The sequence below is a fragment of the Flavobacterium sp. EDS genome (assembly GCF_020991525.1).
Classification (GTDB): Bacteria; Bacteroidota; Bacteroidia; order Flavobacteriales; family Flavobacteriaceae; genus Flavobacterium.
The window spans coordinates 231,473-244,663 of sequence record NZ_JAJMOZ010000001.1; the positions used below are offsets into that span (position 1 = coordinate 231,473).

At 31.7% G+C, this 13,191-nt stretch carries 14 protein-coding genes; 9 read left to right on the plus strand and 5 right to left on the minus strand.

What is annotated here, in order from left to right; genetic code table 11:
* Nucleotides 1–148 precede the first annotated feature (148 nt).
* The gene (locus tag LPB87_RS01020) at nucleotides 149–1,111 is read right to left on the minus strand and encodes a hypothetical protein (RefSeq protein ID WP_230604452.1); all 963 of its coding nucleotides are present in this window, start codon (nucleotides 1,109–1,111) and stop codon (nucleotides 149–151) included.
* Nucleotides 1,112–1,214: 103 nt separating this feature from the next.
* Here LPB87_RS01020 and LPB87_RS01025 point away from each other — a divergent pair, with 103 nt between their 5' ends.
* Complete coding sequence (locus LPB87_RS01025; protein ID WP_230604454.1) at nucleotides 1,215–1,961, plus strand: hypothetical protein; 747 nt, start codon at nucleotides 1,215–1,217, stop codon at nucleotides 1,959–1,961.
* A gap of 2 nt (nucleotides 1,962–1,963) precedes the next feature.
* Complete coding sequence (locus LPB87_RS01030; protein ID WP_230604456.1) at nucleotides 1,964–2,581, plus strand: hypothetical protein; 618 nt, start codon at nucleotides 1,964–1,966, stop codon at nucleotides 2,579–2,581.
* 79 nt (nucleotides 2,582–2,660) lie between these two features.
* Here LPB87_RS01030 and LPB87_RS01035 read toward each other — a convergent pair whose 3' ends face one another.
* The 4 genes from LPB87_RS01035 to LPB87_RS01050 all read right to left on the minus strand — a co-directional run bounded on the left by LPB87_RS01035 (nucleotide 2,661) and on the right by LPB87_RS01050 (nucleotide 6,770).
* The gene (locus tag LPB87_RS01035) at nucleotides 2,661–4,796 is read right to left on the minus strand and encodes a polyribonucleotide nucleotidyltransferase (protein ID WP_230604458.1); all 2,136 of its coding nucleotides are present in this window, start codon (nucleotides 4,794–4,796) and stop codon (nucleotides 2,661–2,663) included.
* 156 nt (nucleotides 4,797–4,952) lie between these two features.
* The gene (gene rpsO / locus LPB87_RS01040; protein ID WP_129537341.1) at nucleotides 4,953–5,219 is read right to left on the minus strand and encodes a 30S ribosomal protein S15; all 267 of its coding nucleotides are present in this window, start codon (nucleotides 5,217–5,219) and stop codon (nucleotides 4,953–4,955) included.
* An 89-nt stretch (nucleotides 5,220–5,308) separates the two neighbouring features.
* Nucleotides 5,309–6,274, minus strand: coding sequence for an energy transducer TonB (locus tag LPB87_RS01045; RefSeq protein WP_230604463.1), 966 nt, complete (start codon nucleotides 6,272–6,274; stop codon nucleotides 5,309–5,311).
* Between the two features lie 40 nt (nucleotides 6,275–6,314).
* A complete protein-coding gene (locus LPB87_RS01050; RefSeq protein WP_129537343.1) occupies nucleotides 6,315–6,770 on the minus strand; it encodes a GAF domain-containing protein in 456 nt (151 codons plus the stop codon).
* A gap of 70 nt (nucleotides 6,771–6,840) precedes the next feature.
* Between LPB87_RS01050 and xrtF the strand changes: the two genes are divergently transcribed.
* The 7 genes from xrtF (at nucleotide 6,841) to LPB87_RS01085 (ending at nucleotide 13,090) form a co-directional block, all read left to right on the plus strand.
* On the plus strand, nucleotides 6,841–7,380 hold the full coding sequence (xrtF, locus tag LPB87_RS01055; protein WP_129537344.1) for an exosortase family protein XrtF: 540 nt from the start codon (nucleotides 6,841–6,843) through the stop codon (nucleotides 7,378–7,380).
* Nucleotides 7,370–7,813, plus strand: coding sequence for an exosortase F system-associated protein (locus LPB87_RS01060; protein WP_230604465.1), 444 nt, complete (start codon nucleotides 7,370–7,372; stop codon nucleotides 7,811–7,813). The genes xrtF and LPB87_RS01060 overlap by 11 nt, the downstream gene beginning before the upstream one ends.
* A 64-nt stretch (nucleotides 7,814–7,877) precedes the next feature.
* Complete coding sequence (locus tag LPB87_RS01065; RefSeq protein ID WP_230604467.1) at nucleotides 7,878–8,708, plus strand: ATP cone domain-containing protein; 831 nt, start codon at nucleotides 7,878–7,880, stop codon at nucleotides 8,706–8,708.
* 41 nt (nucleotides 8,709–8,749) lie between these two features.
* Nucleotides 8,750–10,105 (plus strand): MBL fold metallo-hydrolase, encoded by a 1,356-nt coding sequence (locus LPB87_RS01070; protein ID WP_230604469.1) that lies wholly within the window; start codon nucleotides 8,750–8,752, stop codon nucleotides 10,103–10,105.
* A gap of 73 nt (nucleotides 10,106–10,178) precedes the next feature.
* Nucleotides 10,179–10,580, plus strand: coding sequence for a hypothetical protein (locus LPB87_RS01075; RefSeq protein WP_129537346.1), 402 nt, complete (start codon nucleotides 10,179–10,181; stop codon nucleotides 10,578–10,580).
* Nucleotides 10,581–10,652: 72 nt separating this feature from the next.
* Entirely contained in the window at nucleotides 10,653–12,659 is a 2,007-nt protein-coding gene (locus LPB87_RS01080) for a TonB-dependent receptor plug domain-containing protein (RefSeq protein ID WP_230604471.1), read from the plus strand.
* A 41-nt stretch (nucleotides 12,660–12,700) separates the two neighbouring features.
* On the plus strand, nucleotides 12,701–13,090 hold the full coding sequence (locus tag LPB87_RS01085) for a heavy-metal-associated domain-containing protein (protein ID WP_230604473.1): 390 nt from the start codon (nucleotides 12,701–12,703) through the stop codon (nucleotides 13,088–13,090).
* Nucleotides 13,091–13,191 lie beyond the last annotated feature (101 nt).

The window sequence follows — 13,191 nt, forward strand, 5'->3', positions numbered from 1 at the left end:
CAAATATTAAAAAAAAATATGTTAAAAAAAAATATTTATTGTGAAATATATCATAGTAGCATAAAAACGAAAAAGCCCCAATTCATTTATTTGAATTGTGGCTTTTTCTATAAATAAACCTTTAGTAGGCTAAAATCTGTTTACTCTTTTAAAATAGTAAATCGACTTGAGAGTTGATTTTTTCGATATAATAATCTATTTTTCGAATGGCTCGATTATAAAATAAATTTTGCTCTTTGATTCCAGAGGCACCCAAAGCCTTTGAGTTGATTATTTGTTGCTTGAAGAATTGATGTACATTTTTACAACTGTCTATGTTATCAGTAATAAAATAACCGAGTAACGTATAAGGAACAAACATCGTTAGTTTTTCTTCTGTTTCTATGAGCATATTATTGTTTAACAATATTAACTCATTGTAGTATATGGTGAAATTAGAATTTGGTCTATTGCCTTTTTCTTGGATGGAATTGATGATCCTTTTTAAGTCTTTACAAAGTGCATTTGCATTTTTTAGGTTAAGTAAACCGGCCTCATAAAAATATAAAATCTGTTGTAAGCTACTGTTTATTGTAGTGTCATTCCATACCTCATTTACAATAGCATTATCATAAACATTTTTCAATTTTTGCATGTATTCTGTAAAGGATTCTTCGATTACAAAATTTTCAAAAGCAACTTTTTTTTGGTCCGTATTTAAAAGATTAAGCCATACAAAAGCTTTGAATTTTGATAAAATAGTTCCATCCATAAAATAGAATAACGGAATATCCTTGGCAGAATAAAAAAGGGTCGTTTTTGGATTTTTAGTTAAAAGCTCAATTTGTTCTGAAGAAGTTTTAAAATATTGAAGCATATCTTTTAATGTCTCTATTTCAATTGTTTTCTCGACAATAACTTTTTCTTTTTTTGAGAATAAATTATCTAATGAAATATTAAAATGATCTGCGAGTTTGATAGTTTCATCTATGGAAAATTTACTTTTTTCAGATATTCTCCGATGTGATGCATCGTAGCTAATTTCTAATACAGAAGCTACTTCATCTATTAAAGAAATTGATTTTGAAACTTTACTTCGAATGGCTTTTAAAAATGATTCTTGATATTTCATAATTTGCGATAATCGCAAATATAAGAAATAGTTTTATTCATTTAAGCAAATATACGTGTGATAATTGCAATAGGTTTGCCTTGTAATTTTAAAATAATGATTTATGAAAACGTCAATTTTAGTATTCCTGTTTTTAACATTTGGATTTATTCATGCTCAGGACGTAATCCAGATTCATACAGTTGATTCTGTAAAAACACATTCGCAGATTTTTAGTCTTTCGCCAATTTCTAAAAAAGTTGACCAAGTAAATGGACTTGTGTTTGGTCTTGGACATATCAATAATAAAAATATAGAGCATCAAACAATTAATGGGATAAATATAGAAGTAAATCCAGCACCTGCTGCTGGAGCATTATATGCTTTTATGTCATTAGTATATCTACCAGAAATCATTAAGAATAATAAAAAGAACAATCTTGCCAAAGAGCCGAATGAGGTTTGTAAAATTAAGAATATGAGTTATGCTCCTTATTTAAAATTGAATGGTTTAAATCTTAGTTCTGGGTGCTTTTTTACCACAACAAGTATGAATGGCTTAAATATTTCGGCTGGAAACAAGTTCAACGATTTTAATGGCCTTTCAGTAACTGTTTTGGGAACAATTGCAGGTCATCAAAATGGATTTTCAATAGGTGTTTATAATGCTAATAATGATTTAATTGGTTCGACAATTGGAGTTTATAATCAATCTTATGAGTTGAAGGGATTGCATTTGGGAGTTTTCAATCAAGTACAAATTAATAAAGGATTGCAGATTGGGATTTTTAATAAATCAAATTCAAGAGGTTTTCAGTTAGGACTTTGGAATGTGAATAATAAAAGGTCAATGCCTTTTTTAAATTGGTGATTATGAGAAGTTTTTTATATCTATTAATTCTTTTGTTTTCGGAATTTGCATTTTGTCAAAATGAATCTCAAGATACGTCTGATGATTATGAAAGAATTTATGTTGAAGCTGGCTTTGTTCAGCCAATCGGGAAACTTTCGGGTAAGTTTGATTTATCGCCATCATTTGGTTTTTGGTTTAGAAATAAATTGAATCGGGAAGATTTTATAGATTTTGGTTTTAATTTTTTTATACCTAAAAAACCCGTAGGGCCTAATTTTGAATATAGAGATACTATAGTTCAATATAAATCAAGTCATTTTGCAATAAATATCGGAACTCGTTTTGCAAAAGTTGTTCCTTTATCTTTGCGAAAAAAAGATTTTAATTTAGAATGGAATTCTGGAATTGGTTTGGCTCTAGATTTTTATAAAGCTCCAGACGAATTAGAATTTGAAGATGGAGAGCATACAAAAGAAGTTTTGACCTCATTTTATCTGTCGCAAGGAATTAAGCTCAATTATAAAAATGTTGGTTTACAATGTCATTATCAATGGTCTCCTTATGGATTATTTAATGATAAGGTCGAGAAAGATTTTGGATCACAGAGTTTGATGTTCGGAATTGTTTATCGACAATAGCTAAAAACGAAAAACCCCAATTCAAATAAATGAATTGGGGTTTTTTCTATAAATAAACCTTTAGTAAACTAAGATCTGATTACTCTTTTTTCTCCTCACGTGGAGGTCTTGGAAGAAGTGCTTTTCTTGACACTTTTTCTTTTCTAGTTTTAGGATCAAGTCCAAGATATTTAACTTGAAAAACATCTCCCATGTTTACTACGTCAGTAACGTTTTCAGTACGTTCCCAAGCTAGCTCAGATACGTGAAGTAAAACTTCATTTCCTGGTGCAGCAGTATATTCTACTACAGCTCCAAAATCAAGCAATTTAATTACTTTAACTTCATAAGCTTCGCCCATTTGAGGTTTGAAAGTAATAGATTGAATTTTAGCTAAAACAGCTTCAATTCCTGCAGGATCTGTACCTAATATTTCGATAACACCTTGTTCATCAACTTCATTGATTACAATAGTTGTTCCAGTAGCTTTTTGTAATTCTTGAATTACTTTTCCTCCAGGTCCAATTAATGCTCCAATAAAGTTTCCAGGGATAGTTCTAGTGATGATTTTTGGAGAGTGTGCTTTAACGTCTGCTCTTGGAGCAGCAATAGTCTCAGTTAATTTTCCTAAAATGTGTAAACGTCCTTCACGTGCTTGCCCTAAAGCTTGCTCCATGATGTCGTAACGTAAACCATCAATTTTGATATCCATCTGACAAGCTGTGATACCATCAGCAGTTCCAGTTACTTTAAAGTCCATATCTCCTAAGTGATCTTCATCACCTAAAATATCAGATAATACAGCAAACTTTTCACCGTCAGTAATTAATCCCATAGCAATTCCAGAAACTGGTTTTACCATTTGAACCCCAGCATCCATCAAAGCCATTGTACCAGCACAAACTGTAGCCATAGAAGAAGAACCGTTAGATTCTAAAACCTCAGATACAATACGGATAGTGTAAGGACAATCAGCAGGAATCATGTTTTTCAACGCTCTTTGAGCTAAGTTACCGTGACCAACTTCTCTTCTTGAAGTTCCTCTTAGAGGTTTTGCTTCACCAGTAGAGAAAGGAGGGAAGTTATAGTGTAAGTAGAATTTCTCTTCACCTTGTTCAGATGGAGAATCAATTTGGTTAGCTTCTCTAGATGTTCCTAAAGTTACTGTAGCCAATGCTTGAGTTTCTCCACGTGTAAATAAAGAAGAACCGTGTACTCTTGGTAAATAATCAGTTTCACACCAGATTGGTCTGATGTCTGTTGTTTTTCTACCATCTAAACGAACGCCTAATTCTAATACTACATTACGAACAGCTTCTTTGTTTGTTTTGTAGAAATATTTAGAAACTAAATCTCCATCAGCAGCTAATTCTTCTTCAGTAAATAAAGCTTTTACTTCTTCTTTTACTTCGGCAAATGCAGCAGTTCTTTCGTGTTTAGCTGAACCAACTTTTGCAATAGCATATATTTTATCGTATGCAGCAGCTTTTACTTTTTTGTAAATTTCTTCGTTTTCTTTCTCACCTTCGTAAGTACGAATTTCTTTTTTACCAAAAGCAGCTTGTAAGCGCAATTGAGCCTGAATTTGAACTTTAATAGCTTCGTGAGCAAATTTGATAGCTTCTACCATTTCAGCTTCTGAAATTTCTTTCATTTCTCCTTCAACCATTGCAACTGAATCCATAGAAGCTCCAATCATCATGTCGATGTCAGATTTTGCTAAGTCTTCTCTACTTGGGTTGATTACAAATTTTCCATCGATACGTGCTACACGTACTTCAGAAATTAAGTTGTAAAAAGGAATGTCTGAAACTGCTAATGCTGCAGATGCAGCTAAACCAGCTAATGCATCAGGCATTACTTCTTCGTCATGAGACATTAATTGAATCATAACTTGCGTTTCAGCATGGTAATCATCTGGGAAAAGCGGACGTAAAACACGGTCTACTAATCTCATTGTTAATACTTCGCTATCGCTAGGACGAGCTTCTCTCTTGAAGAAACCTCCTGGAAAACGACCAGCTGCCGCAAATTTTTCGCGATAATCTACCGTTAATGGTAAGAAATCAACATTTGGGTTAGCGGTACGAGCTGAAACTGCTGTTGCAAGTATCATCGTGTCGCCCATTCTTACTACTACAGAACCATCAGCTTGTTTAGCTAAACGTCCTGTCTCGATTGTGATGCTTCTGCCATCACCTAAATCGATTTTTTCTACAAATAATTGTGGAATCATAAATTTTTTTCCTTATTGATTATACAATGGGTTTTAGTTGTGTTGTAGTTGTTGTTGTGCGTAGTTAATGCCTAAAACCCAATGAAAAACCAAACTTTTTTCTTTGTTTGTTTAAAAAACAAAAAGAGGCACTCTCGCACCTCTTTTTTATATTGATTATTTTCTGATATTCAATACTTTGATAATCTCACGATATCTGTTGATTTCTTTTTTCTTCAAGTAATCTAACAATGATCTTCTTTTTCCTACTAGTAGTACTAATGAACGTTCTGTGTTATAATCGTGACGATTTTTTTTCAAGTGCTCAGTTAAGTGTGAAATTCTGTAAGTGAACAATGCAATTTGAGCTTCTGCTTTTCCAGTGTTTGTTGCTTCACCGTGTTTTGCGAAAATCTCTTCTTTAATTTCTTTAGTTAAATACATTCCAATATTATTTAATGATTTTTATGTATGTCATACATCTCTTGTAAGACGGGTGCAAAAATAGTATTTTTTTTCTCTAAAAATAAATTTTATTGAGTCTTTTTTGCAATTGTTATGGGTAATGAATAAATAAACCTTGTCGGAATGCCTCTTTCTAATCCTGGGTTCCATTTTTTACACCCTTTAATTACGCTAATTGCGCTCTCGTCTAATCCGTAACCAATCCCTTTTACTATTTTTGGTTCAATTAGATTTCCTTCCTTATCCACAACAAAAGTCATGTATATTTTTCCAAAAACTTTATTTCTAACGTCTATCGGAATAAACATTTCTCGTGCTATATATCTATAAAATGTCTCTATTCCGTTTTTAGGACTTGGTTTTTCAGATACAACTTTGTAAGGGTGTTCAATGTTTAAGGAATCGATGCTTATGCCAGAGATTAATTTGCCGTTTTTATAGCTCTCGGTAAAAGTATAATTAGCTTTTAGGTTTTTCCCTTTCCAGATACCGTCAGGAAAGCCATTCTTTATTTTACCGCTTCCTTCATAGTTTTCGTCTTCTACTTTACAGTCACCATTTCCTGATGTTACTTTTTGCTCGTTTTGCTTGTTCCAATAATTATTAACTTTAAAAATAACCTCTCTGTTTTTGTCTTTAAAATATTCAAGCTCCGATTTTAAATAGCCATTGTCGTACCAGTTAAATTCTTTGCCGTCCTTTTTTGTATCGATATAACTAACTGCTGACTTTTTTTTACCGTTTTCATGGTAGTAAACAAATTGTCCGTCTCTTCTTAAAAAATCTCTATCTTTTGATGTTCCAATCATTTTGAGAGTCTTAGACTTGTAGTAATCTTTAAAAACATAAGATGTTCTGTTTTGATAATATCCCTCGACAATCCTAATGTATTTATAGTTTTCTGCTGTGGTTTCTGTATATGTAGAATCCATGTAAATCATTTTGTTAAGGTCTAAGGAGCCTTGTGAGAATAATTTTGTCGTTACTAATAGAAAAAAGGCAATTGTAAAATAAGAAGGAAAGCTAAATTTCATGTTTTTACATTTTTAAAACTGAAGAGATGTAATTGTGTTTCTAATACAGTTTGGCAACTTCTTGATTAACAAATTCTAAAAACTTTTCATCAGCTTCAGTAAATGGGTCAAGTACGTGACTATCAATATCAATTTGACCAATATTTACTCCATCAACAAATAAAGGAACAACAATTTCTGATTTTACAGTAAAGCTACAAGCAATATAATTATCCTGAGCAGCTACATCTGGGACTACAAAGTTTTCGTTAGAAACGGCAACTTGTCCGCAAATTCCTTTGCCAAAAGGAATAACAGTATGATCCGTTTCGGCTCCTACATAAGGGCCTAAATGCAATGTTTTGTTTTCATGATTAGCAAAATAAAAGCCAACCCAGTTGTAGTAATCTATATTGTCACTTAATAATTGACAAATGTTTAATAGTTTCTCATCTCTTGAGTGATTTGTGTCTGCTACAATCGCAGTTATTTTTGGTTGTAATTCTTGAAATGTCATCTTATTTTGTTTTTATACAAAAGTATTTAAAGCCAAATCAAAAAATACATAAATTTGTTAAAAATTTGTCTTGAAAAAATATTTAATTGAGTATAAGCCCTTTCTTCTTTTTATAGGTGCATTTTTTGCAACTTATATTATATTGACATTGGTTTATCAATTTTATTTGAGCAGTTTTGGAACTACAGGTAAGTTAGACGGAATAACAAATTTAGTTGCGTATCATACGGAGCAATTATTGCGATTGTTTAAAGATGATGTTGAATTCGTGAAAATCCCTTCAGAGCCGTATGTAAGGATATTGTATAATCAAAAAACAGTTGCTTCAATTGTGGAAGGTTGTAATGCAATTAGTGTTATTATTTTATTTGTATCTTTTATAGTTGCCTTTTCAGGGAAATTAAAACCAACGTTACTTTATATTTTAGGAGGTTGTCTTTTTATTTATGTCCTTAATATTTTTAGAATAGCATCATTGTGCACATTGTTATATTATTTTCCAGAGAAATCACATATTTTGCATGGGGTTCTTTTTCCATTGGTGATTTATGGATTGGTTTTTATTCTGTGGATTATTTGGGTAAGTAAATTTTCTAAATATGCTAAATAATATTCTTGAAAATAAGTTGAGAATTTTTCTCCTAATTGTTTTTGTGCTTCTTTTAGTAGGTGTAAGGGCTTTTGAAAGTCAGTTGTTTTATGATCCTTTTCTAGTTTATTTTGAAAGAGATTATGAAGTGCTTCCTTTGCCTGAATTTGATTCGCTTCGTTTATTTTTCGGATTGCTGTTTCGATACACATTAAATACGATTCTATCATTGGGAATTATTTATGTGCTTTTTGAAGAAATTGAAATGATGAAATTCGCTTCGATTTTATATGTTGTTTTTTTTCTGGTTTTAATTATTATTTTTTCTGGTGTTATTTATTTCTACGCTAATCATAATAATTTGATGCTTTTTTATGTGCGTCGATTTTTAATCCAACCTATTTTTATGCTGTTGTTTATTCCGGGATTTTATTATCAAAAGCTAAGTAAATAGCTCTTTTTTTTCGTATCTTTATTAGTCGGTTTGTTTTTGTTTTAATGATCAAGTTAAGGAACGGATGAAAGTTGTAAAAAAATCAGGAGATTTTGTTGTTTTTGACAGGAAGAAATTAGAGAAGTCTCTGTTGAATTCGGGTGCAAACCAATTAATTGTTCAAGAAGTTTTACAAACAATAGAAAAAGAAATTTACGAAGGTATTTCTACCAAGAGAATTTATAAGATGGCCTTTAATCTGCTGCGAAAAAAATCTCATTCTCATGCTGCACGTTATAACTTAAAAGAAGCCATTCAGTTATTAGGACCTGCAGGTTTTTACTTCGAAAAATACATCGCTAGACTTTTCTCCATTGAAAATTATGAAACGAGAACTAATTTAACGCTACAAGGAAAGTGTGTTTCGCACGAAGTAGATGTCTTGGTAAAGAAAAATAATGTTATTGGAATGATTGAGTGTAAATTTCATATGGGAAAAGAAGCATCTACAGATGTAAAAGTACCGATGTATATTTTGTCTAGATTTAATGATCTTAAAGAAAGAAAACATCTTGTTTTTGCAGAGAAAGATGTTATTTCAGAATGCTGGATAGTTACCAATAATAGATTTACATTAGATGCAATGACTTTTGGAACATGTTCTGGATTGAATTTATTAAGTTGGGATTATCCTGCAAATAATAATTTGAGAACAAAAAATGAGAATAATAATTTGTATCCTATAACTTGTTTGACCACCCTGACACTTGCCGAAAAAGATAAGTTATTGGCTTTGGATGTGATTTTGGTTAGAGAGTTGTTAAATAATCGCTATTGCTTAGAAGAAATAGGATTGAGTTCTCAAAGAATAAAAGGTATTATAAAAGAAGCATCGGAGTTGTGTAGGTATTCTTAAAAGTATAGTTTTTTATTTTATGTAATTTAAATTTGAATCAAATGAAAGTTAAATTCATTGGTGGTGCGGGAACTGTTACGGGCTCTAAAACATTAATTGAGAGTAATGGTGTTAGGATTTTAATTGATTGCGGACAGTTTCAAGGGATAAAACCTTTACGAGAACTTAATTGGGAGCCTTTGTCGGTTGAGCCTTCAACTATAGATTTTGTATTACTTACCCATGGGCACTTAGATCATTGTGGTTTGTTACCAAGATTGGTGTATCAGGGGTTTAAAGGAAAGATATATTGTTCAGGTCCAACAAAAGAAATAGCTAAACTTATTCTTTTAGACAGTGCAAAGATTCAGGAAGAAGAGGCAAATAAGGCCAACGAAGAGCAATATTCAAGTCATGAAATTGCAGAACCGCTTTATACGGTAGATCAGGCTAAGAAAGTTTTTCCACTTTTTAGAGTAGTCAAAATTAATGAACCCTTTCTTCTAGAAACAGATATTTCAGCAGTTTTTTCTACTGCAGGACATATTGTGGGAGCGTGTAGTATTGCGTTGACAGTTGAGAAAAAAACGTTAGTTTTTTCAGGAGATATTGGTCGAGATGATGATGTATTATTGTTTCCTCCTGAAAAACCCAAAAAAGGAGATTATATATTTTTAGAAAGTACGTACGGAAACCGATTGCATCCTGATACAGATCCAAAAGAAGAGCTTGAGAAGCATATTAATACTACTTTCCAGAAAAAAGGAACGGTAATTATCCCCAGTTTTGCTGTAGAACGAGCACAGAGTATCATGTTTTTATTATGGCAACTAAAGAAGGAAAATCGGATTCCGAATATCCCATATATTATAGATACCCCTATGGGAATTAGTGCTCTGGAAATATTTATTAATAATAAAGAATGGCATAAACTTACGATGGAGGAATGCATAGGAATGTCTAAAATGTTTTCTTTAGTTTCGGATTATCAGGAAACAATGGATGTTATTTATAACAAAAGTCCAAAAGTTATTATTGCGGCGAGCGGAATGGCTACAGGAGGAAGAGTTTTGAATTATTTTGAGCATTATATAGGAATGCGAGAAACTACAGTAATTATTGTAGGTTACCAAGCCGAAGGGACTCGTGGTAGGAAATTATTAGAAGGTGCGGATGAGATTAAAATACGTGGAAAATATTTTCCAGTTAAAGCAAAAATTTTAGAAATAGGAGGGCTTTCGGCTCATGGAGATCAGGATGATTTACTTGCATGGCTTTCTGTATTAGATAATAAACCTAAAAAAGTTTTTTTGGTTCATGGAGAAAATGTTCCAGCAGATGCTCTTCGTATAAAAATTAAAGAGAAATATGGTTTCAATTGTGTTATTCCTTTGATGGGGCAGGAGTTTGAATTATAAAAAAAGTAATTTTTAATTTTTTAACAAGAATTTCATTTGTGTAATTGATTATAATGCTAATTTTACAAACGATATGAATATAAAAAGATGTACTAGTTTGTTTTTAGCATTTCTACTATTGGTCTCCAATGTAGGATTAGCTTTTGATGTACATTATTGTGGAGGTAAGCTAGCCTCGATTTCATTGAATAAAACTTTAGAAGCACCTCCAGTTAAGAAATGTTGTGAGATTGCTACCAAAAAGAAAGCATCATGCTGTAAGGATAAAGTAGTTCATTTTGAGAAAAAATCAGATACAGCTACTATTAAAACATTTTTATTTCAGCTTGATTTTCCTTTTACCTTTCAAGAATTTAAAGCAGTTGTTTTTTTATTTATTCCAAAATTTAAGAGCAAACAGTTAAACACTTATTATAGCGATGCTCATGCACCTCCGCTATTTAAGCTCTATCAACAATATATATTTTACGCCTGATTTTAATGTTTTTTAAAGTCAAATCATTTGTTATGGTTTGAATCTATTTATTTAAATATTAAAATTATACTCATGAAAAAAAATATAGCATTTTTCGCTATACTTTTACTTTGTATTCCTGCTCTTGCTCAAGAGAATTTGGACGAAGTAAAAATTGTAAAGAAGCAAAAAGGAATTAAAAAATCATATACTCTTACAGGAAATACGTCACTTATAACAAGTAAAGAATTGCTTAAAGCTGCTTGTTGTAATCTGGCCGAAAGTTTCGAAACAAATCCATCTATTGATGTAAGCTTTTCGGATGCGTTAACTGGAACAAAACAAATTAAAATGCTGGGGCTTACGAGTCCGTATTTGATGATTACCGAAGAAAATGTTCCTTCTGTTCGAGGGGCTTCTCAAGCCTATGGATTATCATTTACCCCTGGAACTTGGGTTGAAAGTATCCAGATTACCAAAGGAGCAGGTAGTGTTGTAAATGGGTATGAAAGTATCTCGGGACAAATAAATACTGAGTTGTTAAAACCAATGAATGATATTCCATTTTTCTTAAATGCATATGGTTCTACTGATTCTCGTTTCGAATTAAACACTCATTTTACTAAACAGCTTTCTGATAAATGGGCAACAAGTTTATTAGTTCATGGTAATGCACGAGTTGCAAAAACAGATATGAACGATGATGGGTTTTTGGATAATCCATTAGGGAAACAAATCAATATTTTGAACCGTTATCAATATACGAATGCTGAGAAAGGCTGGGTTGGTTTTGTTAATCTTAGATACATGAATGATAAAAAGCAAACCGGCGAGCTAGATTTTGATAAGGATCGTGATAAAGGGACAATGAATTATTGGGGGTCAGAAATTAACACGGAACGAATTGATGTAGCTACTAAAATTGGTTATGTTTTTCCAGATATGCCTTATCAGAGTATTGGTTTTCAGAATGCGTTTAATAGTCACAATCAGAGATCTTATTTTGGTTTAAATCAATATGATATCAAACAGAATAGTTACTATTCTAATTTGATTTTTAATTCAATTATTGATAACACTAAGAATAAATTTGCTGCAGGGTTAAATTTTACATACGATCAATATCAGGAGTTTGTAAATGTAAATGATTATAGCCGAATCGATAATTCTGTTGGAGCTTTCTTTGAATATACATATGATAATACGGATAATTTTAGTGTTATTTTAGGAGGGAGAATTGATAATCATAATCGTTTAGGGACTTTTGTAACTCCACGTTTACATGTACGATATAATCCTTGGGAGAAAGCAGTTTTGAGATTTTCAGCAGGAAGAGGGAAGCGTTCTGCTAATGTTTTTGCCGAAAATCAACAGTTGTTTGCTCGTTCAAGAGTGTTTTCTATTTTGGATAATAACGGAAAAATTTATGGAATGAATCCGGAAATTGCTTGGAATTACGGATTGAGTTTTTCGCAAAAGTTTTCTCTTTTTAATAAGCATGCCGAAGTGGTTTTTGATTTATACAGAACTGATTTCCAGAATCAGGTTGTTGTAGATGTAATGCAAAGCCCGCAAGAAGTTCTATTTTATAATTTAAATGGGAAATCATATGCTAATAGTTTACAAGTTGAATTTAACTATGAATTACTAAAGAATTTTAATTTCCGTTCAGCTTATAAATATTATGATATTCGAACCGATTATTTATCTGGAAATTTTGAAAGACCATTACAAGCAAAACATCGTTTTTTTGGTAATCTAGAATACGAAACTAATCTTGTTGATGGAAAACAATGGAAAATAGATTATACTTTTAATTGGATTGGAGAGCAACAATTGCCAAATACAGCTTCAAATCCAGAGAAAGATAGATTGCCTGAGTTTTCACCTTCGTATTCTTTAATGAATGCACAAGTAACAAGAGTCTTCTCTGATGTTTTTGAAGTGTATGTAGGAGGGGAGAATATTGGGAATTACCGACAAAACAAAGCGATTTTAGGTAGTGACAATCCGTTTGGACCAAATTTTGACGCATCGATTGTATATGCTCCAGTTTTTGGACAAATGTATTACGCGGGATTACGTTTTAAAATAAAATAAAAAACTTAAATAAATTTAATAAACCTTTAAAATAAAGCAAAATGAAACCGAAGACTCACGAATTCCAAAAAAAGAATAGAAAAATGATGAATAAGAATGTAATAATAGTTCTACTGCTTACTTTTTTCTCATTTGCTGCTCAGGCACAAGATAAAAAGAATAAAAATGCAAAGTATGATACAGAGGTAAATGGTAATTGCGAGGATTGTAAAAAACGAATAGAAAAAGCAGCTTTTAGTGTTTCGGGAGTGAAATCGGCAACATGGGATATTGGTACGCATAAACTAAATTTAATCCTGAATGAAGAGAAAACTTCTCTTGTAGATGTAAAAAATGCTATTGCTAAAGTAGGTCATGATACTGATGCTGCGAAGACTACACAAGATGTTTATGATGGACTTCCTGCGTGCTGTCAATATGAAAGAAAATAATATTGATGCTTAACTGAGGGTTGGGGCTTTTTTTAGCGTTAATAAAACTTTAAAATATCCCAATTTATTGTGGTTAAACTAATTTATTATTACTTTCACCA